Here is a 20,730-nt window from a genome sequence, read left to right as displayed (position 1 = left end):
CCATATTTTTCCACTGTTTTCTCCTCCTACCTTCTATCAGCCAGTTCTTTGGTAATATCAGTCCAACTGACACCTCTTTCAACCATAAGAACCATAAGGTGATACAGGAAATCTGATATCTCATATTTTATTTCATCTGAATCAGGATTCTTGGCAGCAATTACAATCTCTGTTGCCTCTTCGCCAACCTTTTTCAGTATTTTGTCAATTCCTTTGTCAAACAGATAATTTGTATAGGAACCTTCCTTTGGATGATTTCTTCTGTCAACGATAATATCGTATTCTTCTTCAAATACCTTTAACGGATTGGTATTATCGTATTCCTTCTTAACCAGATCTGTAAAGAAACAGGTCGGGCTGCCGGTATGACAGGCTGCACCGATCTGGGAAACCTCTGCAAGCAGGGTATCTTTATCACAGTCTAATTTTAATGATTTTAAAAACTGGAAATGACCGGATGTCTCACCCTTTGTCCAAAGCTCCTGTCTGCTTCTGCTGTAATATGTCATTCTGCCGGTTGCGATCGTCTTTTCAAAGGATTCCTTATTCATATATGCCATCATAAGAACTTCCCCGGTCTTATAATGCTGTGTGATACATGGAATCAGCCCGTCAGAATTCAGCTTGAATTCATCAAAGGATACTGCACTTTCAAATGTATTAACCGGAATGCCTTCTTTTCTGCATTCCTGCTTTATCTCCATTATATCCATTTGTTTCAGATTATATAAAGAAATGGATTCAGCATTTGTCTTTTCAAGCATCTCACAGATTGCTTCCCCATTTGTTGAATAGGTGGAAACAATAACAGGAAGTGCTACACGGTTTTTGATCTCATTTACGATATCCATATATTCAGGAACCATATTATTATGTAATAACAGGAGCTCACCCGCTCCGAGTTCCTTAAGCTGCTCTGCATAGGCTACAGGCTCTTTACATTCGCTCAGGTCAATCGTTACGATGATACGTTCTGAACCAAAACGGTCAGCGGCTTCCGTTACAAGCTCCGGTGTATTTAATGCTGCTGATTTCATACAAACCTTGGAAGCACCTGCATATAACATCTTCTTGATATCTTCCAGTCTTCTTACTCCACCACATGCGATCAATGGAATATCGACATTCTTGCAGATCTCTTTGATAACTGCAATATTCGCTTCTCTGCCTTCCTTTGTTGCTTTACTGTCAAAATATGCAATCTCATCTGCACCGGCATCATTATAGAACTTTGCCATTTCAAGTGCATTCTCAAGATCCAGACATGGAATAATTTTCTTATAACTCATAGTACCTCCTTAAAGTGAACCTTTGGTAGATAACACTTTACCATTTAATCTGTCGTCTATAGAAGTTGCTTCATCTAAAGCTTTTGCAAATGCCTTAAAAGCTGCTTCGATGATATGATGGTCATTGGAACCGGAGAACTGCTTCAGGTTCAGATTCATCTCCGCACCATAGGATACTGCATAGAAGAATTCCTTTACCATCTGTGTATCAAAATATCCAACCCGCTCTGTTGTCAAGTTCAGATCATAAACAAGATATGGTCTTCCGGAAAGGTCGATCGCACACATAACAAGCGTTTCATCCATAGGAAGAAAGAAATTACCGAAACGCTTAATGGATTTTTTATCTCCAAGCGCACCTTTGATCGCTTTTCCGAGAACAATTCCCGTATCTTCTATCGTATGATGACAATCCACATACAGATCACCCTTTACGGTCAGATTCAGATCAAAAAATCCGTGCTTGGCAAAGCTTGTCAGCATATGATCGAAAAATCCGATACCGGTATCGATCTTTGCATCTCCCTTTCCATCCAGATTTAATTCCAGAACAATATCTGTCTCGCTGGTTTTTCTTGTGCATTTTACTGCTCTATCCGCCATATCTTTTCTCCCTTGTTTTTATACATTTTTCTTCCGATACTTTGGCAACTACAAGCACAGGCGGACTGATAATACAGACGCCTGTGCAATCTTGGTTTCATATTATACCACTATTCAAATCTTACTGCAATAGAATTAGCATGTGCTGTAAGTTGCTCTGATTTTGCAAAGCTTTCAATGTCTTCATGTACTTCTTCAAGAGCTTCTCTGGAATAATAGATGATGCTTGATTTCTTAATGAAGTCATCCACACTTAACGGGGAGAAGAACTTCGCTGTTCCGTTTGTTGGAAGTACATGGTTCGGTCCGGCAAAATAATCACCCAGTGGTTCGGACGAATATTCACCGATGAAGATCGCACCGGCATTCTTGATCCTTGTCATAACATCAAATGGATTTGCAGTTACAATCTCCAGATGTTCGGAAGCAATTGCATTTGCTGCTTCAACCGCATCTGCCATATTATCAGCTAATAAGATATAGCCGTATGTATCAATGGATTTCCGAATGATCTCTTTTCTGGATAATACCTTTATAAATTCATCGACCTGAGCTGATACCTTTTCGGCAAGTTCTTTTGAAGTTGTGATCAGAATGGCGGATGCCATCTCATCATGCTCTGCCTGTGATAACAGATCGGCTGCAACATATCTTGGATTTGCTGTCTCATCTGCAATTACAAGGATTTCGGATGGACCTGCGATCGAATCGATGCTGACATGTCCGTATACCGCACGTTTTGCAAGTGCAACGAAGATATTTCCGGGTCCTACGATCTTATCAACCTTTGGAATGGATTCCGTTCCATATGCAAGAGCCGCGATTGCCTGTGCGCCGCCTGCCTTGTAGATAGCAGTCGCACCGGCTTCATTTGCTGCAACCAGTGTAGTCGCATATACTTCACCCTCGCTGTTACAAGGAGTGGTCATTATAATATTTTTAACACCTGCTACCTTTGCAGGCATAATGTTCATCAATACGGAAGATGGATACACAGCTTTTCCACCCGGTACATATACTCCGACAGATTCCAATGCTGTTACCTTCTGTCCAAGCATGATACCCTTCGGATCAGAATCAAACCAACTGTACTGACGCTGTTTTTCGTGATAGGTGCGAATGTTTTCTTTTGCTTTTCTGATAACCTCGATCAGTTTCTCATCTACCTGTGTATAAGCATATTCAATCTCTTCTTTTGTAACCAGAACATTTCCGGCGTTGATATCTGCTTTATCAAACTGCTTGGTATATCCAAATAATGCCTCGTCTCCACGATCTCTGACATCATTTACGATCTTCTCTACTGTATCTGCATAAGATCCGAAATTGCTTGGGCTTCTTTTTAACAGATCCTTTAAAATGTTCTTTCTGGTTTCTTCCGTCAGATTTACAATTCTCATTTTTATGCCTCCTTATTAATCAACGAATTTAAATCAGCAAGCAGCTTTCTGATTCTCTCATTTTCCATCTTTAAGCTTACCTGATTTACAACCATTCTTGCAGATAACGGACAAACTTCTTCTAAAACTTCCAGTCCGTTTTCACGAAGAGTACTTCCAGTCTCAACGATATCAACGATCACCTCTGATAAGCCAACGATCGGCGCAAGCTCGACCGAACCGTTTAATTTGATGATCTCAACCGTCTGGTTCTTCTGATTATTAAAATAATCTTTTGCAATATTCGGATATTTGCTGGCAACACGGATGATCTCATTTTTCTTCAATAATTCTTTTGCTTTATGAGGACCACAGACACACATCCGGCATTTACCGAATCCGAGATCCATTACCTCGTACAGGTTTCTGCCTTCTTCTAATATCGTATCCTTACCAACTACACCGATATCTGCTGCACCGTATTCTACATAGGTTGGTACATCTGTTGCCTTTGAAAGGAAGAACTTCAGCTTCATTTCTTCATTCACAAAGATCAGCTTTCTGGTATCCGGGTCTTTCATTTCATCGCAGGTAATTCCTATCTGTTCAAGCAATGCAAGGGTTTTCTTTGCAAGTCTGCCCTTTGCAAGTGCAAATGTTAAATATCTCATTGATTTATCTCTCCAATCTATCCATCGATCAAATTCTAATTTTGAATTTCTTTCTGTTTTTGTCCGCTTATTTCAAGGATGCGATAGCCACCTCGTTCTCATCACCGGACACAAGATCAAATACCTTGACCGTATCACTGTTTTCAAAATAAAACAGTCCGGAAAAATGCTCTCTTTTTGCATATTCCAGATAATCTTCCACTGACTTTCTGACAGATTTGCGTATCAATTCAATCTTCTTATCATTCTGGCGCAGACTCTTACCAAGACTGATCGCGGGCTCCTGATTCTCGATATCATAGAGAATGATCGTATTCGAATATTCAACCGAAACCTCGATATTCTGTCTGGACAGTGCCATGATCAGTTCTTCTACGGTAAATGCAAAACCAATAGACGGTGCATCTTTGCCAAACTGCTTTAACAGGTTATTATATCGGCCACCCTTTACAACTGCATCTCCGGTTCCGTAGGTATATCCGCGGAAGATCACGCCGGTATAATAGTTATAACCATTTAACATACTGAGATCAAAGCCGATATATTTGTCATATCCATAACAGCATAATGCCTTATAGATTCTCTGTAATCTGTGAACGGCTGCAAGTGATACCGGATTCGTAACCAGCTTCTCTGCTTGCTCTAACATGGATTCTCCACCGAATAAAGAGTCAAATGCAAGAAAGGCTTTCTTTAAAACAGGACTCAGATCCAGTTTCTTCAGATATTCCTCCAAACCAAAGAAGTTCTTAATATTGATGTATTCCTTGATCTGAAGTTCTTCGGCTTCTGTAATTCCGGCTTCTGCAACGATTCCCTTAAAGTAATCGATCTGTCCGATCTCGATCTGGAACTCGTCGATTCCAAGCGCCTTAAAAGAATCAACAACAGTTGCAATGATCTCTGCATCTGCTGCAGAAGAATCATCATTTATAAGCTCAGCACCGATCTGTGTAACTTCTTTTAATTTTCCCTGCAATTTTCTTGGGTTTGAATATGTATTTCCTGTATAGCACAGACGGATCGGAAGCTGTTCATCCTTGTAATATTTTGCTACACATCTTGCAATACTAGGTGTGATATCCGGGCGTAATACCAGCGTATTATTATCACGGTCAAAGAACTTGTACATTTCATTTGACGGTGCAGATCCCTTATCACGGTTAAATATATCAAAATACTCAAATGTAGGTGTCTCTATATCATGATAGCTGTATAACTCCAGAGTATGATGCAGCTTCTCAATAATCTTTCTTTTCTTTTTACATTCTACATCATAGGTGTCTCTTACTCCGTCCGGAGTCTGTAACAGTTTATCCTGCATCTCTTTTCCTCCTTTTATCCATGTCTATTTGCTTTATCGTATTAAAGTGATAACACGATAATTAGTTATTTCAACAATGTGCTCATTATAGGTGAGACGTTGACATTTGTCAAGATTTTTCCTGATTCTTTATGCTCTTAACTGCAAATCTTTATCCAGAAGCTCCAGATAATGAACCAGTGCTCCATTTTTTGCATGAATAAAGAAATCCGGATTCAGTTCTTCATATTTGAAATTCTTTGCATGTCCCTCGTTCACGCGATCCATATAAGTCTTTAATTCCGAAAAACGTAAATAGTAATATTTGTTTCTATGCGTAAAAAATATGATCAGGAAGCTGACTCCCTGCTGTTCCTCATACTCTTTCATAAAATGATACTGATGCTCATGTATATTCTGTAAAGAAAACGTATCAACCGCACATTCCTTCGCATCGAAGCATATCGGAATGCCCTGTACGACACCGATGTAATCGACCGTAGAATCTTTTTCAAAATACGCCAGCGTGATCTGGCTGCTGTCTTTATCCATACGGATCGGTTTGATCGGAGTCGGGATCTTCTGAACAACTGCCAGCTTCTTTTCCCGATAATATTCATTTGTATAATTGATCAGTTCCTCAAGTGAGGAACCACGAAGTCCTCTGGAATTCCAAGTTGCCATTCGATTCTGCCTCTTTATCTTTTATCCGATTCTGCTTTTATCAAAGTTATTTTCCAAATTACCTAAATAAATCTTTTTCGATCGTCCGAAACGGTTCCGGAAGAAATGCCGAAAACTCTTTTCCGCCCAGATAAGAAAGCGGACCGTCTGTTTCTTTAAATATAATGTTTCCGCAATGAAGAAGCTGATGCTTTACATGATAAGCATCTGCAAAATACCGGTTCACTACAGGTATGCCATACTTTGTATCGCCGACTACCGGATATCCCAGATGCTTTAACTGTGCACGGATCTGATGAGACTTACCTGTAATAAGCTCAACCTTTACCAATGTATAATCATCATTTTTTTTAACCGGATAAAAGATTGAATGAATTTCTTCACTCTTGCCCTGTTCCCATGGGTAATCTGATATCCGAACTATATTTTTTGCATTATCCTTCTGTAAATAACATGTACTGTCAAGCTTCTGTGTCACACGTCCCCGTACAAGTGTATAATAATATTTATGTAATAAATGTTCTCTTATAATTCTGGATAATTCCTGACTTCCGGTAAGACTCACCCCACAAAGAATGAGTCCGGATGTATTGCGGTCTAAACGATTGCATACAGACGGACGATAAGTTCTCAGTTCTTCAGTTGTGATATGCCCACTATCAAGCAGATAGTCGATCAATGCTTCATTAAAAGAGTAATCATCTTTTGATGCCTTCTGTGACAGGACGCCAGTCGGTTTGTCTGCGATCAGAATATTTTCATCCAAATAGATGATCTCAACCGGAATCTTCTTTTTAGAGGAAGTGCTGTGTGTTCCACTGACATCTTCCCTGAAATTGGCGATCGTTTCATCAGACATATAGATCTGGATCGTATCTCCGATATAGACGTATTCGTTTCCTTCAATTTTCTTATTGTTCAATTTGATGTTTTTCTTTCGTATCATCTTATAAACAAAGCTTGACGGTGCCTTATTCAGATATTTCAAAAGAAATTTGTTCACACGCTGTCCCGCTTCGTTCTGCGATATAATGATCTCTTTCATGCCCGACTCCTATACACCAAGTTCAAATAATTTTTCACGCATAGACTGATCCTTTACCAGATAATCTTCATCCGGTTCTTTGATCGTTTCCGCTTTCTTTATAAATTCATCCACGGTTAACGCTGTAACGATAACATATGGTTTCTTTATCATTTCAAAGGAACGTGTAATTTCTTTTTTCAGGAATTCCACATCCGGAATCTTCTTGTCAAATGCTTTCTGATATAAGAATAACATTCTGCCATCCCGCACGATCACGGCAGGGAAAAACAACATTCCTTCATATCGACTGAGCGAGATATCATACAGGATGCCGTCCCGGTTCTCATAATGGATCCCTTTTTCTATCTTCCTGTGTTCTTCCTCTGTTAAAGGCTTGAATTTGGAACACATGATAAGTGCTACGATCTGTTTGGCAAATGGCAGGCTGATCAATATCGGAAGTATGATGATCAAGGTTTTTGTTGTTTTAAACATGGCAAGCGAAAGAATTACTCCTGTCAGGATCATAACACCAAGTATAATAATACTGGTTATGATCTTTTTCTTATGTTTTTTTATATATCCATACTGTCCTTTTTCCATTGTTTTTGTCCTGTTCTGTTTTTATTATAATGTTCTTCATACCCCGGCAAATCTCTGTATTTAACGGATATCTGTCTCTATTTGATCATGGAAACGATCCAGTCATTCGGCAGCAGCTTTGTTACAACCTTAAACGCTTTCATCGTTATGCTGTAGGTAGATTCTGTCTTCAGGTAATACGCATCAAATAACGCCCGTTTTACCACATTCTTTGCTTCTACACGGAACAATCTTTTAAATGCCTTTGTATGGGAATATTTCTCGGCAACATCAAAGAACTCTGTATTGACCGGTCCCGGACATACTGCTGTCACTGTAATACCTCTGTCCTCCAATTCTTTATTTAATGCTTTTGAAAAGCTTCTAACCATGGATTTTGTTGCTGCATATACAGCAAAGGATGGCTGTGGCAGATATGCCGCTGATGATGCAATATTAATGATATTGCTCTGTTCTTTCATATATGGCAGAGTAATCTTCGTCATGGCAACTAAAGCCTTACAGTTAACATCGATCATTCCGGTAAGTTCTTCGCATACAACATCTTCTACATGTCCCATAATGCCATATCCTGCTGCATTCACCAGAACACGTACCCATGGATGTTCCTTTGCAAGCATCTTCTTATAGGCTTCAAGATCTTCCTGCTTTGTGATATCCAGCGGGAGAACAATAATCTTCTTGCCTTCAATCTCTCTTTCTAAGGCATACAAGCGTTCTGCACGTCTGGCGATCACCCATATCTCGTCGATTGTCTTATATTTTTCACTGATCTGAACAACAAACTCTCTGCCCAGTCCGGAAGAAGCTCCGGTAACGACTGCTATTTTACTCATGACATCATCCTCCATCCAGATAAATACTTATTCTTTAACGTTCCGTTTGTATTTTTTGCCCATCCAAGCGGATATCCGTCCACCAGAACAAGCACATATCCATTTTTAATTTTCTGATCCGATACTTCGATCGTCTCGCCTTTCAGATATCTTAAAACACGGTCATCTGAAGAAGTCAGATTTACTTCATTATCAAACTGTCCTTGTTTCAGATACATAGCAAGTGACTGGCTCGGTTCAAACCGGTTCTTCTTGATCTCGCCAAGGAACAATCCCTGTCTTAACATCCGAAGCCCGGATACATCCGGCATATGTTCTGCCATATAATACAGTCTTCCTTTATTTTCCTCAATATATGCAGACCGGATCCCGGCATCCGATGAAACGTGCGCAAGGAATTCTTCTGCATTTTTATCCGGTTTACAGCCTCTGTGTATCCATGACTGAAATACCTGTGTCTGTTCTGCCTCTTTTTTATGAATAAGTGCAACAAAATGCCCTTCCCCTTCGATATGATGCGGCCATAATCTTGCGCATTTTTCAAGTTCTGCATTTTCGGTCTTTCCCCACGCAGGATTTCCATTGCAAAAACCCGGATACTTCGGAACTTCGACTAATTCTAATGTATCATCCAGTGATAAAAGATATTCGATTGACTGTTCATTTTCTTCCGGAGAAAACGTACAGGTCGAATACAGCATGGTTCCACCCGGTTTTAACATTTTTACAACTTCATTTAAGATTCCACGCTGTAAACCGGCAAATAACTCAACACCATTGTTTTCCCACGCTGTTACCATTGACTGGGATTTACGGAACATTCCTTCACCGGAGCAAGGCGCATCAATCAAAATTTTATCAAAGGTCTGATAGAATTTTGTGCTTAGCTTATTCGGAGCTTCACTTACCACACACATATTACCGATCCCGAATAATTCCAGATTTTTTAATAATGCCTTAGCTCTGGAATTACTGATATCATTTGAGATCAGAAACCCGGTGCCATGAAGTTTTGCTGCAAGCTCGGTTGATTTACCTCCCGGTGCTGCACAGATATCAAGAACCACATCCCCATCTTCAACAGGAAGAATACTCGCCGGTGCCATCGCACTCGGTTCCTGAATATAATAAAGACCTGCATAATAATATGGATGTTTGGATGGTGTACATGCTTTATCATCATAATAAAAACCATTTGTTGTCCATGGTACAGGCTTTAATTCAAATGGAGAGATTTTCAAGAAATCTTCCACACTGATTTTATTTGTATTCACGCGAAGTCCATGATGCATGCCCTGATCCAGACAATTCATATATGCATCATAGTCGTCTCCTAACTGTGTCTTTATCCTGTTTGTAAATGACTCCGGTAAGTTCATAATCTATAACCCCTGTGCTTTGTATCCTTCTGCGATAATATCAAGCTGTTTGGAAAAATCCTCCAGCTTTTCCAGATCATCCTTCTGGTAAATATCATAAAATTCATTCTGTATCTTCACAACCTCACGCTGGTTGCCTACATAATACAAATTCTGAATATTTGTTAAAATATCTGCAACGATAGATGCCTTATAATTAAACGAATTCTGTGCATCCATAATCTCACCCCGGACAGATGACATTTCCTGATCCAGCGCCACAGTTGCATTTGCTGCATTTAACAGTTTTTTCCGGATATGTTCCGGCATATTATGACGATACTTATACTGAAGGGAATGCTCTATCGTTGCCCAGAAATCCATCGCCATTGTACGAATCTGAATCTCTGCCTGAATCGTCTGAAGCCCTTTAATCGTATATACATCATAATTTAATATAATATGAAAACTTCTGTACCCACTTGTTTTTGCATTCGTGATATAGTCTTTTTCTTCCCGGATTGACATATCCCTGCGATTCCTTATGATCTCTACAACCTTGTAAATATCTTCTTCGAACTGGCACATGATACGGATTCCGGCGATATCATCCATCTCTTCCACGATATGATCCATCGGAATATGTTTCTTTTGCATCTTATCCAAAATACTTGAAATTCTTTTTACACGTCCGGTTACATTCTCAATTGGAGAATACAGTCCCTGACTTCGATAATCTTTTATAATATGCTTAAATTTCAAGAGCAGTTCATCTACAGCCTGCTCATACGGAGATAATATCTCTTTCCATAATTGTATTTCCACGAATAAAATGCCTCCTGCCAATTCTAACTATTCATCATCACGGGATACTCTGGTATAAAGGAAATTATATTCATCTACACCATCCTGATACTCCGGATAAAGCTCATATAATTCTTTCGCAAGTTCATAAGCCTTATCATAGTTCTGGATCTTTTCATAATAACTGATCTCCTGCAAACGCAACTCTTTCTGGAAGGTATTATCGCTTGCAAGTCCATTATTAATATACCCATATGCATTGTCCATCTCACCGATACTGATATAATAAGCGGCATACTGGGCATACAGATATGAATTATATCCATATTTATCTATGTATTTTTCATAATTCTCAAACATATGCTCTGCATCATTCATAGATGCATAACAGGTTCCTATATACAGATATAATTCCGGATAATCCTTTACATACTGCTCCAGAACCGGGAGTGCCCCGGCATAATTGCTGTCCGAAAAGTCAGCCAATGCCTGGGCGATCTCCTTCATTTTACCGACATTCTTTTTATCTGCAGATGTCTGTTGTAAAATAGTATCATATTCTTCTACCGCTTTATCATAATTAGCGGTCTTCATATAAATATCTGCCATATACAGTCTGGTATTCTTGTCTTTATTCTGAGAAAAGATCTGTTTTTCAGAAAGTGCATCGGCAAACCGGTCAAGTGCCTTATCGTATTCTGCATTCTGATAAAATGCCAGTCCTTCATCAAAATAGCGGTCCTTATGCGATATGATCTTTGATAATATTACAACAGCCGCAAAAACAATGACCAGACAGGTGACTAAAAAGAAAAACACTTTACCAAAATCTATATTGGATTTTCTTTTTCTGTGTCTTCTACGATTTCTTCCTGCCATAGCAATAAACTCCTGATTAGTGATGGAATAAACGGATTCCTGTAAATACCATTACCATTCCATATTTATCACATGCTTCGATTACAAGATCATCTCTGACAGATCCACCCGGCTGAGCAATGTATGCAACACCACTCTTCTTCGCACGTTCAATGTTATCTGAGAATGGGAAAAATGCATCAGAACCAAGTGTAACATTCTGATTTCCGGCAAGCCATGCTTTCTTTTCTTCTGCTGTGAATACTTCCGGCTTTACCTTGAAACGCTTCTGCCATTCGCCATCACGGAGAACATCCTCATATTCATCACCCATATATACATCGATCGCATTATCTCTGTCTGCACGTCCAAGGCCATCAACAAACTGAAGTCCCATAACCTGAGGAGACTGACGAAGCCACCAGTTATCTGCCTTCTGACCGGCAAGTCTTGTACAGTGGATTCTGGACTGCTGACCGGCCCCGATACCGATTGCCTGCCCGCCCTTTACATAGCATACAGAATTAGACTGTGTGTATTTTAATGTGATCAGTGCAATCTTCATATCGATAAGAGCTTCTTCCGGTATATTTTTATTCTCTGTTACAATATTGGATAAAAGATCCTTATCGATATTCAGTTCATTTCTTCCCTGCTCAAATGTAATTCCAAATACCTGTTTGCGTTCAATCTCAGCAGGAACATAATTCTCATCGATCTGGATAATATTATAATTACCTTTCTTCTTCTTCAGAAGAAGCTCCATAGCTTCGTCTGTATACCCGGGAGCAATTACACCATCTGATACTTCACGCTTAATGAGGCGGGCTGTATCTGCATCGCAGACATCTGACAATGCAATGAAATCACCAAAGGATGACATACGATCTGCGCCTCTGGCTCTTGCATATGCACATGCAAGCGGTGACAGTTCACCAAGATCATCTACCCAGTAGATCTTTGCAAGTGTATCTGTAAGAGGAAGTCCTACTGCTGCACCTGCTGGTGATACATGCTTAAAAGATGTAGCTGCAGGAAGTCCTGTTGCCGCCTTTAATTCTTTTACAAGCTGCCAGCCGTTAAATGCATCCAGAAAATTTATGTAACCCGGTTTACCGTTTAATACTGTAACCGGAAGATCACTTCCATCCTCCATATAGATTCTTGATGGCTTCTGATTTGGATTGCATCCGTATTTTAATTGAATTTCGTTCATTCTGTATTTCCTCCCGATTCATGATGATTATTTATTCTTGTTGATGATTCTTGTCTCATACTTTCCTGTTGCGATATCAATATATCTGACAAACAAAGATACCTTATTATCTTCATTCAGGCTTTCCCATACCATATTTGCAAATGTATCGATATCACCTGATATACCAACTAACTTCGGTTCTCCCTCAAAGCTTGGAAGTGGATTGTCATCATGCATATATGTATGAATAAAATGTCCTTCTCCGTTTGCTGGATTCTCATATGAAAATGTATATCGGTTGCATGCCGATGAATCTCCGTTATTGCTCTTTAAGATAGACATTGCATAGTCATACTGTCCGCCTTCAATATGCATAACTCCGGAAATTCTCGGTGTATAGTTTGGACCGTCCGGTTCAAACTCGCGGCATCTCAGTGACTGTTCAAATGTAAGCTCTTTATCCATTCCATCAAAGATCGTATCGGTCTGATCACCATTTGTTACAATCGTCCGGTTGCCAAGAACCCGAACCGGTGCGTAAATGATAAGACTCGGATCCTCAAGCTTGGATGGATCAAATGCTTCTGTACGGATTCCTTCGCCCTCTGTAACAAATACACGATTTCTGGAATTCACACTTCTACCCATGATAAAGTATGCAGTAACTGCCTTTGTTCCGTCTTCCGAACGTCCGATCACGATTCCTCTGCCGGGATAAGAATTACCCTTAAGTTCCTCTGATAATGATAACATTTTCATTTGTAAACCTCCGTTTAGTAAATTAGTCAATTCATGTACCCATTTATCTGGTCGCTGTCTTTCATCTTATAATAATATGCTTTCTTTTGCAAGCGTTTTGGACTGCATTCTTATCTACTGAAACTGGCGGATTGCCTGGATCAGCTCGGATTTTGGAACTGCTCCCACGATTTTCTTTATAACTTCTCCATCTTTATATAATAAAAATGTCGGAATTGATACAACCTTGTTTGCAAGTGCAAGTTCCTGATTCTCATCTACATCTACCTTGCATACCTTTACCTCTGGAAATTCGTCAGCCAATTCTTCAACGATCGGTGCAACCATTCTGCATGGTCCGCACCAGGTGGCCCAGAAATCAACCAGCGTAAGTCCCTTTGCCTTTAAAACCTGATCTTCATATTCTTTTTCATTTAAATGTGTAACTGCCATAGTAAAAACCTCCAATTCGTCATTCGTTAATTATACAGACATCTCAATCATCTTACATCTGTACTTTCAAAAAACATTTCTGACAAGTAAGTGCTCTTGTATTATAGTATACATTCATTTTCCTCTATCATACATTTATTTGTCAACTCATTTCACGGAGTTTTAATAAATATCTACATTTGTCATCTTGTCTGTCAATTCTATGAACGCCAGCCGGCAGACAGGAATTTATATAAATCTGATTTCTGTATAATAACCGATACACAAAATGCGCGCTGCCACAAAGGGAAGCGCGCATTTTGTGTATGTGTATTATATGTTAGCCTTTATAATTATGCATTTAAGAATTCTTTGCTTGTCTTGACCTTCTTGTTTGGATCCGGACGGAATAACAGGAAGAAGAAAGCAACGATGATCAGGATTGCTACAACAGTGCCGATACCGAATGAGCATGCACCTGTGAAGAGTCCTGCAATTCTGTAAACAACAAGGGATACAAGGTATGCGAAACCACACTGATATCCGATTGCAAACCAGAACCATTTTGCACTGTTCATCTCTCTCTTAATAGCACCCATTGCTGCGAAACATGGAGCACAGAGTAAGTTGAATACGAGGAATGAGAAACCACTTGCTGTTGTGAATGCTTTTGCAAGCTCGCTGTATACTGTGCCTTCCCCACCACCATAAAGGATACCCATAGTACCAACGATGTTTTCCTTAGCAACAAGGCCTGTAATAGATGCAACAGTTGCCTGCCAGTCGCCCCATCCCTGTGGCTTGAAGATCCAGCAGATTGCTCCACCGATCTTAGCTAAGATACTGTGGTCGATCTGATCTTCTGAAAGCATCTGGAATTTACCATCCAGAATACCGAAGTATGTTGTGAACCATACAAGGATTGTTGAGAGGAGGATGATGGTACCGGCCTTCTTAATGAATGACCAGCCACGCTCCCACATACTTCTTAATACAGAACCGATTGTCGGGATATGGTAAGGAGGTAACTCCATAACGAATGGAGCAGGATCTCCTGCGAACATCTTTGTCTTCTTTAAGATAATACCGGAGCAGATAATTGCTGCAATACCGATAAAGTAAGCACTTGTAGCAACCAGTGAAGATCCACCGAAAATCGCACCTGCGATCATAGCGATAAACGGAACCTTAGCACCACAAGGAATAAATGTTGTTGTCATAACTGTCATACGACGATCTTTTTCATTTTCAATTGTACGAGATGCCATTATACCAGGAACACCACAACCTACACCTACAAGAATAGGAATGAAGGACTTTCCCGAAAGGCCGAATTTTCTGAAGATACGGTCCATGATGAATGCGATACGTGCCATGTAGCCACAGTACTCAAGGATTGCAAGTAAGATGAACAATACAAGCATCTGAGGTACAAATCCAAGTACAGCACCAACACCGGCGATTATACCGTCAAGGATCAGTCCCTTTAACCAGTCTGCACATCCGATCTTATCAAGACCTCTTTCCGCAAGATCAGGAATGGACGGAACAAACACACCATAATCAGCAGGATCGATCTCTGCCATTTCTGTCTTGTTGAAGTATTCTACTGCATCTAAATAAGACATAGCATTTGTCTTATCTTTTTTTGCACCGGCAGGTACTTCTGAATAATATACATCGATATCGTAAGTATCAAGAGTTTCTTCATCTTCCATCTGATACTTCACACTTGCTTCTGTATTTGTATTTGCTTCGATCGCTGCCTTTGTTGCATCAACATCTACAGCATCTTCATCATCTGTTACAAGTACGCCATATGCATCAAGTGCATTTGATGCTGCATCATAATCACCGGATGCTTCTTCATAATCTTTGCTTCCGATACCGAATAAATGGAAACCGTCACCAAACAGATTATCATTTGTCCAGTCTGTGCACCATGCACCGACGGTTGACATTGCGATATAATAAACCAGCCACATTACAACGATAAAGATCGGAAGTGCAAGGATACGGTTTGTAACGATCTTATCGATCTTATCTGAAGTTGTAAGCTTTTCGCCCTTTGCATTCTTCTTTACACACTTTCCAATGATAGATGAGATATATGCATATCTCTCACTGGTGATAATACTCTCTGTATCATCATCAAATTTGTCTTCCAATGCTTTAATCTCGTCTTTACAATCCGGAACACTGTCCATCTGTTCTGCAATCTTTGTATCTTTTTCAAGAAGCTTGATCGCAAAGAATCTCTTTTTTCTTTCTTCAACTGTAAGCTTTGCACTTACGCTGTCAATTGCATCTTCAACAGCCTGATCGAAGCTATGTACACGCTTATTCTGTACTTTCTTCTGTGCTGCTGCGACTGCTTTTTCTTTTACTTCATCAATTCCAGTACCCTTTAATGCCGAGATCTCTACAACCTCGCACCCAAGTGCATTGCTCAGGTTCTTGATATCGATCTTGTCACCATTCTTCTTTACAAGATCCATCATGTTAACTGCCATAATAACCGGGATTCCCAACTCGATCAACTGTGTTGATAAGTACAGGTTTCTTTCGATGTTCGTACCATCAATAATATTGATGATCGCATCCGGATATTCCTTGATCAGATAATTTCTGGCAACAACTTCCTCTAATGTATATGGAGAAAGTGAATAGATACCGGGAAGGTCAGTGATGATAATATCTTTGTGACCCTTTAATTTTCCTTCTTTTTTCTCTACTGTTACACCAGGCCAGTTACCTACATACTGGTTTGAACCTGTAAGTGCGTTAAATAATGTTGTCTTTCCACTGTTTGGATTACCTGCCAACGCTATTTTAACTGACATTTTTATGCTCCTTCCTTTTTGTCTGTCATTTTCTATGATTCATCAAATAAGTAAATCATCTGCTTCGTTGTATGTTGGATCGGTGCGATCCACACATTTATTCAACAACGATCATTTCGGCATCTGCTTTTCTTAAAGAAAGCTCATAACCGCGTACTGTTACTTCAACCGGATCACCAAGCGGTGCAACTTTTCTGACATAGATTTCTACACCTTTTGTGATTCCCATATCCATGATACGTCTTTTTACAGGTCCTTCGCCAACAAGTTTTGTTACCTTAACTGTCTGACCGACGGCAACCTCTCTTAATGTCTTCATACCATTTCGCTCCTTCTTTTTTCTTTATACATATAAGAAAGTCTCCACATATTCAGACCGGATTCTGTGATGGCTTTTCTTCTTATACATTTTTGTATATAAACAATTGCACCGGCAGATGCCAATGTGCAAATACTTATATTTCAGTTTTTTTCGGTATCCTTATACCATAATTTTGGCTGCCATATCTTTTCCGATGGCAACTCTGGAATCTTTTACATTTACGATCATGTTACCGTTTATCTCTGAAACAACTGTTACTTCTCCACCTACGACAAAGCCAAGCTTCTCAAGAAACTGTCTTGTTTCATTTTTTCCACCAACTTTGGTAATGGTCTTTGTTTCTCCAATATTCATAAAAGTTAAAGGCATCATATTCCATCTTCTTTCATAATCGTATAAATTTATCATTAAGCAATATGCTGTTTCAAATTTCATCGTTAGTATATACTAACCCTCATTAGAAGTCAATAACATTTTTTAGAAAATTATAACATCATTTAGAAGTAGTTAACGCATCTTAGTCGTATATAACATAGCTATATTTTTAAAATGCAAATTTATTTATTATACTTGACATTTTCAAATGGTTAGTTTAAACTAATTACGATTATAAAATTGAAAGGTTGGATTATTATGGAGAAATATATAGGAACTATTATTGTTGCTGCCATTATTATAATTGTATGCGTACTTGCAATTCGTTCAATGATAAAAGATAAAAAGTCCGGAAAATCTGTTCAGTGCGGAGGAAACTGTAACAATTGTCACGGATGCCATTAGTTTTATCTTTCTTTCATTTGAACCTTATTCCGGTTTGTGATATAATTTTCTGTAAATAAATTTTTAATGGGGTAAAGCTATGTTAACAACGAATGAATCAGTTGAAAACTATCTGGAAACGATATTGGTATTAAGCAAGAAGCTTCCTGTTGTCCGTTCGGTTGATATCTCAAATGAACTTGGTTATAAGAAATCAAGCATCAGTGTTGCTATGAAGAATCTTCGTGAGAATAACTACATAACAATGAGTGATGCAGGGTTTATTTCACTCACCGATTCAGGAAAAGAAATTGCTGAGATGATATATGAACGACATGAGCTTCTCTCTGCCTGGCTTATACAGCTTGGTGTTGATCCCGATATCGCATCTGCCGATGCCTGCAAGATTGAGCATGTAATCAGTAAAGAAAGTTTTAAAGCAATTAAAGATCATGTATTAAGTGAAGCCAATCACTAGATTTTCTAGTGACTGGCTCTTTTTATGTGTGCCTTACGGCGCAAGTTTCTATCGGATAGAATTTTCTACACATAAAGTTCCCCAGCCGACATAGATATTTGGATACGTTCTCGCTGATTTTATCCTTTTCGCTCCCCGGATCAACGAAGCTTTCAGTTTTTCTCCATACAGAAATGGGTCATTTTCATTCACAATTCCCCACTGCATCAGCAGACATGCAGAACCTGATACAAATGGTACCGCCATAGATGTTCCCGACGCAAAGGAATAATCATTTCCCGGATATGCAGTATAAATATCCACACCGGGTGCAGCAAGATCCGGTTTAATCTGATCATTTGCTGTATAACCCCGTCCGGAAAAATATGCAAAATCATCGACATTCTGATCATAGGCCGCTACTGTGATCAGTCCTTCCGCCGTAGAAGGAATCGTTAATGTCCCAAATTCTGTTGGATTTAAGAACTCAACATTTCCGGTCAAACTTGCACGGATTGGCAGATAAGCATCCACTACCCCACTGACGATCTGCTTCGGATGGATCAAAACCTTCCATTGTCCTTTATCAATATAATTATCCTTCCCCTGAAATGAGACAAATATCTCCTGATTCCGGTTATATGGATTCGGCGTTCCATAGATTCCTTTGACAAATGTATTCCGATAAGTTCCGGTTCCAATATTCTGCGATTCACTCAAAGTCAGAACGATATCACCATTTGGTGTAATGATCATAACATCAAACCGGTCGTTATAATTTTTCCATAATTGCAGATTAAAGGATGTCACATAATCACTGACCAGCAGATCGATCATACGGTAGGAAGTATTTCCAAGGATTACCCGCTGATGTCTCCGGTTAATCGCATCATTTCCGGTTCCGGTAGATATGGAACACACCGCAAGCCTTGAAACGTCATTGATATAATTTTCCATCAACGAATCACCCTTATGAGAACCATAATTATTACCATAACTAAGATTTACAGATATCGGTTGATTACGTTCTATTCCCTTTCGCAGTGCATAATCAATTCCAAGGATCATTCCCAGTGTAGTCGGAAGTCTGGATGCCGTATCACTTCCTACTTTAATGATCAGAAGCTCCGTCTGTGGAGCTACACCGATATTGGTTCCTGCTGCTATGGCAGTCACCTGCGTACCATGACCAGAGCGATCCTCTGACGGAAGACTTCCTGTGTAGTTTCCATCTAGTATTGCATTCAGTTCTTCATTTGTATAAATGCGTCCAAGTTCGTATGGATTCACATATTCCTTCTGATATTCTGCCTGCTGATCCCATAATTCCAGAATCCTGCTTTTTCCGTCACGTATAAATTCATTATGCCGGTAATCAATACCAGAATCTATAACTGCAAGAAGGGTTCCGTTTCCATCCAGTCCGTAGTTATTAATGAAGGTTCCGGACAGGCAGGAGGCATACTGCGCATAGGATACCTGCTGATCTACACTCTTTGGTTTATCCACATACAGGATTCTGGAATCTGCTGCAAATGCATTGATATACACTTCCTTTATTTCTATAATTGCATATCCAGCCAGCAGATAATAGATCCGTGTCAGATATCGATCCACCAAATCTGTAATATCATCATTATAACGGATCAGAAGCTGCCAACTCCGATCTTTTGCATTGTATCCAACATACAGCTCCGATTCGCTGTCCTCATATGACTGCATGGTCTCCAGTGCAAGTTCCAATTGCGTATCAATATTATTTTCCATTTTCCCTTACTATCCCGCTTTTTATGTATTATTTTTATCTCTTAATCATATGATTTTTTATTGATATTTAGAATATTCTTATGATTTCATCAAATGTTGTTAATTGTTTGAAAATATCGAAAAATGTAAGTAAAGTTGGAACTTTTCCACATTATCAACAGATTTATACACAAAAATAGGATTTTCAGTCTAAAAAACAGGGATTTTATCCCCTGTTTATCCACATTTGTCATTTTACGTCGGTATTCCTTGGTTTCAAATTCCTTAATCCGACGTATTATTTCACCGCATCTATATATAATTGCATTTGCAAATCAATTGAAAGAAAAACATATGAATTATTTTTCCAATTTGTTTATTGGCAGAAAACAGAATGTTGTACAGGCAACCGGCTATCTGGATACCGGCAATACGCTGAAAGATATTTCAACCGGCAAACATGTGGTCATCGCCTCACCGGAAATCATGTATGACCTGTTGCCCCTGCAGCTTCATGCGCTTGTATACGATTATACAAATGGGATCCAGCCATTTGATCGAAAGTCCTCCATATATATGCCGGAGGGCATCCACCTGATCCCCTACCGAACGATCAGTTCGGAATCGGATCTGATGCTGGCATTTGACTGTGACTTTTTCTTTATTAATAATCATATAATCTGCAACCGGCCACTGATCGGGATCAGCAGACATACGTTACAGATCAGTCATATGAAGAAATGTATTTTATTAAATTCAGTATATATGAGAAAGGTAAGAAACTATGATAAACACATTCGCAAATCGAGATTTTAAATTT

22 protein-coding genes are annotated in these 20,730 nt (G+C 39.3%); 3 read left to right on the top strand and 19 right to left on the bottom strand.

Annotation, left to right across the window (positions count from 1 at the left end):
• Window positions 1–26: 26 nt before the first annotated feature.
• The 18 genes from hisIE to DXB77_RS04185 form a co-directional block, all read right to left on the bottom strand.
• Window positions 27–1,289, bottom strand: a complete 1,263-nt coding sequence (gene hisIE, locus DXB77_RS04270) for a bifunctional phosphoribosyl-AMP cyclohydrolase/phosphoribosyl-ATP diphosphatase HisIE (RefSeq protein ID WP_008400812.1) — start codon at window positions 1,287–1,289, stop codon at window positions 27–29.
• 9 nt (window positions 1,290–1,298) lie between these two features.
• Window positions 1,299–1,892, bottom strand: a complete 594-nt coding sequence (gene hisB, locus DXB77_RS04265; RefSeq protein ID WP_117784862.1) for an imidazoleglycerol-phosphate dehydratase HisB — start codon at window positions 1,890–1,892, stop codon at window positions 1,299–1,301.
• Between the two features lie 110 nt (window positions 1,893–2,002).
• Window positions 2,003–3,292 (bottom strand): histidinol dehydrogenase, encoded by a 1,290-nt coding sequence (hisD, locus tag DXB77_RS04260; RefSeq protein WP_021943840.1) that lies wholly within the window; start codon window positions 3,290–3,292, stop codon window positions 2,003–2,005.
• A 2-nt stretch (window positions 3,293–3,294) separates the two neighbouring features.
• Entirely contained in the window at window positions 3,295–3,942 is a 648-nt protein-coding gene (gene hisG, locus DXB77_RS04255) for an ATP phosphoribosyltransferase (RefSeq protein ID WP_021943839.1), read from the bottom strand.
• A 67-nt stretch (window positions 3,943–4,009) separates the two neighbouring features.
• Complete coding sequence (gene hisZ / locus DXB77_RS04250) at window positions 4,010–5,266, bottom strand: ATP phosphoribosyltransferase regulatory subunit (protein WP_117784865.1); 1,257 nt, start codon at window positions 5,264–5,266, stop codon at window positions 4,010–4,012.
• Window positions 5,267–5,395: 129 nt separating this feature from the next.
• Window positions 5,396–5,929 (bottom strand): Holliday junction resolvase RecU, encoded by a 534-nt coding sequence (locus DXB77_RS04245; protein ID WP_008400805.1) that lies wholly within the window; start codon window positions 5,927–5,929, stop codon window positions 5,396–5,398.
• A gap of 58 nt (window positions 5,930–5,987) precedes the next feature.
• Window positions 5,988–6,974, bottom strand: a complete 987-nt coding sequence (locus tag DXB77_RS04240; RefSeq protein WP_118662723.1) for an RluA family pseudouridine synthase — start codon at window positions 6,972–6,974, stop codon at window positions 5,988–5,990.
• A gap of 9 nt (window positions 6,975–6,983) precedes the next feature.
• Entirely contained in the window at window positions 6,984–7,559 is a 576-nt protein-coding gene (locus DXB77_RS04235; RefSeq protein WP_118662722.1) for a hypothetical protein, read from the bottom strand.
• A 77-nt stretch (window positions 7,560–7,636) separates the two neighbouring features.
• Window positions 7,637–8,395, bottom strand: coding sequence for an SDR family NAD(P)-dependent oxidoreductase (locus DXB77_RS04230; protein WP_243100138.1), 759 nt, complete (start codon window positions 8,393–8,395; stop codon window positions 7,637–7,639).
• A complete protein-coding gene (locus tag DXB77_RS04225; RefSeq protein WP_117822639.1) occupies window positions 8,392–9,774 on the bottom strand; it encodes an RsmB/NOP family class I SAM-dependent RNA methyltransferase in 1,383 nt (460 codons plus the stop codon). Before DXB77_RS04225 ends, DXB77_RS04230 begins: the two co-directional genes overlap by 4 nt.
• A gap of 3 nt (window positions 9,775–9,777) precedes the next feature.
• Window positions 9,778–10,578 carry a GTP pyrophosphokinase family protein gene (locus DXB77_RS04220; RefSeq protein ID WP_117784869.1) on the bottom strand — a complete coding sequence of 267 codons (801 nt, stop codon included), beginning with the start codon at window positions 10,576–10,578 and terminating at the stop codon, window positions 9,778–9,780.
• Window positions 10,579–10,605: 27 nt separating this feature from the next.
• Window positions 10,606–11,436 carry a tetratricopeptide repeat protein gene (locus DXB77_RS04215; protein WP_118662720.1) on the bottom strand — a complete coding sequence of 277 codons (831 nt, stop codon included), beginning with the start codon at window positions 11,434–11,436 and terminating at the stop codon, window positions 10,606–10,608.
• 16 nt (window positions 11,437–11,452) lie between these two features.
• On the bottom strand, window positions 11,453–12,631 hold the full coding sequence (locus DXB77_RS04210; protein WP_117822641.1) for a phosphoribosylaminoimidazolecarboxamide formyltransferase: 1,179 nt from the start codon (window positions 12,629–12,631) through the stop codon (window positions 11,453–11,455).
• A gap of 27 nt (window positions 12,632–12,658) precedes the next feature.
• On the bottom strand, window positions 12,659–13,372 hold the full coding sequence (locus DXB77_RS04205) for an IMP cyclohydrolase (RefSeq protein WP_118662719.1): 714 nt from the start codon (window positions 13,370–13,372) through the stop codon (window positions 12,659–12,661).
• Window positions 13,373–13,486: 114 nt separating this feature from the next.
• Window positions 13,487–13,804, bottom strand: coding sequence for a thioredoxin (trxA, locus tag DXB77_RS04200; protein ID WP_117822644.1), 318 nt, complete (start codon window positions 13,802–13,804; stop codon window positions 13,487–13,489).
• A 332-nt stretch (window positions 13,805–14,136) separates the two neighbouring features.
• Window positions 14,137–16,626: a ferrous iron transporter B gene (locus DXB77_RS04195; RefSeq protein ID WP_118484843.1), complete on the bottom strand. Its 2,490-nt coding sequence runs from the start codon at window positions 16,624–16,626 to the stop codon at window positions 14,137–14,139.
• A 97-nt stretch (window positions 16,627–16,723) separates the two neighbouring features.
• Window positions 16,724–16,945 carry a ferrous iron transport protein A gene (locus tag DXB77_RS04190; RefSeq protein WP_008400791.1) on the bottom strand — a complete coding sequence of 74 codons (222 nt, stop codon included), beginning with the start codon at window positions 16,943–16,945 and terminating at the stop codon, window positions 16,724–16,726.
• Window positions 16,946–17,107: 162 nt separating this feature from the next.
• Window positions 17,108–17,320, bottom strand: a complete 213-nt coding sequence (locus DXB77_RS04185; RefSeq protein WP_117807586.1) for a FeoA family protein — start codon at window positions 17,318–17,320, stop codon at window positions 17,108–17,110.
• Between the two features lie 261 nt (window positions 17,321–17,581).
• Between DXB77_RS04185 and DXB77_RS04180 the strand changes: the two genes are divergently transcribed.
• Window positions 17,582–17,728, top strand: coding sequence for a FeoB-associated Cys-rich membrane protein (locus DXB77_RS04180; protein ID WP_117784873.1), 147 nt, complete (start codon window positions 17,582–17,584; stop codon window positions 17,726–17,728).
• Window positions 17,729–17,807: 79 nt separating this feature from the next.
• Window positions 17,808–18,185, top strand: a complete 378-nt coding sequence (locus tag DXB77_RS04175) for a metal-dependent transcriptional regulator (RefSeq protein WP_117822648.1) — start codon at window positions 17,808–17,810, stop codon at window positions 18,183–18,185.
• Between the two features lie 48 nt (window positions 18,186–18,233).
• On the opposite strand, the gene DXB77_RS04170 is transcribed toward DXB77_RS04175, so the two are convergent.
• Window positions 18,234–19,931 (bottom strand): S8 family peptidase, encoded by a 1,698-nt coding sequence (locus tag DXB77_RS04170; protein ID WP_117807589.1) that lies wholly within the window; start codon window positions 19,929–19,931, stop codon window positions 18,234–18,236.
• A gap of 135 nt (window positions 19,932–20,066) precedes the next feature.
• Here DXB77_RS04170 and DXB77_RS04165 point away from each other — a divergent pair, with 135 nt between their 5' ends.
• On the top strand, window positions 20,067–20,726 hold the full coding sequence (locus DXB77_RS04165; RefSeq protein WP_309295070.1) for a sigma-E processing peptidase SpoIIGA: 660 nt from the start codon (window positions 20,067–20,069) through the stop codon (window positions 20,724–20,726).
• Window positions 20,727–20,730 lie beyond the last annotated feature (4 nt).

It is taken from the genome of Clostridium sp. OM05-9 (assembly GCF_003481465.1).
Taxonomy (GTDB): Bacteria; Bacillota; Clostridia; order Lachnospirales; family Lachnospiraceae; genus Coprococcus; species Coprococcus ammoniilyticus.
This window is presented reverse-complemented; position numbering and strand designations above follow the sequence as displayed.

Bases quoted from the DNA above. Each gene is read 5' to 3' on its own strand.
- DXB77_RS04245 (WP_008400805.1), bottom strand. From the start codon at position 5,929: ATGGCAACTTGGAATTCCAGAGGACTTCGTGGTTCCTCACTTGAGGAA.
- hisIE (WP_008400812.1), bottom strand. From the start codon at position 1,289: ATGAGTTATAAGAAAATTATTCCATGTCTGGATCTTGAGAATGCACTT.
- DXB77_RS04190 (WP_008400791.1), bottom strand. From the start codon at position 16,945: ATGAAGACATTAAGAGAGGTTGCCGTCGGTCAGACAGTTAAGGTAACA.
- DXB77_RS04175 (WP_117822648.1), top strand. From the start codon at position 17,808: ATGTTAACAACGAATGAATCAGTTGAAAACTATCTGGAAACGATATTG.
- hisB (WP_117784862.1), bottom strand. From the start codon at position 1,892: ATGGCGGATAGAGCAGTAAAATGCACAAGAAAAACCAGCGAGACAGAT.
- DXB77_RS04185 (WP_117807586.1), bottom strand. From the start codon at position 17,320: ATGATGCCTTTAACTTTTATGAATATTGGAGAAACAAAGACCATTACC.
- hisG (WP_021943839.1), bottom strand. From the start codon at position 3,942: ATGAGATATTTAACATTTGCACTTGCAAAGGGCAGACTTGCAAAGAAA.
- DXB77_RS04235 (WP_118662722.1), bottom strand. From the start codon at position 7,559: ATGGAAAAAGGACAGTATGGATATATAAAAAAACATAAGAAAAAGATC.
- DXB77_RS04170 (WP_117807589.1), bottom strand. From the start codon at position 19,931: ATGGAAAATAATATTGATACGCAATTGGAACTTGCACTGGAGACCATG.
- trxA (WP_117822644.1), bottom strand. From the start codon at position 13,804: ATGGCAGTTACACATTTAAATGAAAAAGAATATGAAGATCAGGTTTTA.
- DXB77_RS04240 (WP_118662723.1), bottom strand. From the start codon at position 6,974: ATGAAAGAGATCATTATATCGCAGAACGAAGCGGGACAGCGTGTGAAC.
- DXB77_RS04230 (WP_243100138.1), bottom strand. From the start codon at position 8,395: ATGAGTAAAATAGCAGTCGTTACCGGAGCTTCTTCCGGACTGGGCAGA.
- DXB77_RS04225 (WP_117822639.1), bottom strand. From the start codon at position 9,774: ATGAACTTACCGGAGTCATTTACAAACAGGATAAAGACACAGTTAGGA.
- DXB77_RS04215 (WP_118662720.1), bottom strand. From the start codon at position 11,436: ATGGCAGGAAGAAATCGTAGAAGACACAGAAAAAGAAAATCCAATATA.
- DXB77_RS04195 (WP_118484843.1), bottom strand. From the start codon at position 16,626: ATGTCAGTTAAAATAGCGTTGGCAGGTAATCCAAACAGTGGAAAGACA.
- hisD (WP_021943840.1), bottom strand. From the start codon at position 3,292: ATGAGAATTGTAAATCTGACGGAAGAAACCAGAAAGAACATTTTAAAG.
- hisZ (WP_117784865.1), bottom strand. From the start codon at position 5,266: ATGCAGGATAAACTGTTACAGACTCCGGACGGAGTAAGAGACACCTAT.
- DXB77_RS04210 (WP_117822641.1), bottom strand. From the start codon at position 12,631: ATGAACGAAATTCAATTAAAATACGGATGCAATCCAAATCAGAAGCCA.
- DXB77_RS04205 (WP_118662719.1), bottom strand. From the start codon at position 13,372: ATGAAAATGTTATCATTATCAGAGGAACTTAAGGGTAATTCTTATCCC.
- DXB77_RS04180 (WP_117784873.1), top strand. From the start codon at position 17,582: ATGGAGAAATATATAGGAACTATTATTGTTGCTGCCATTATTATAATT.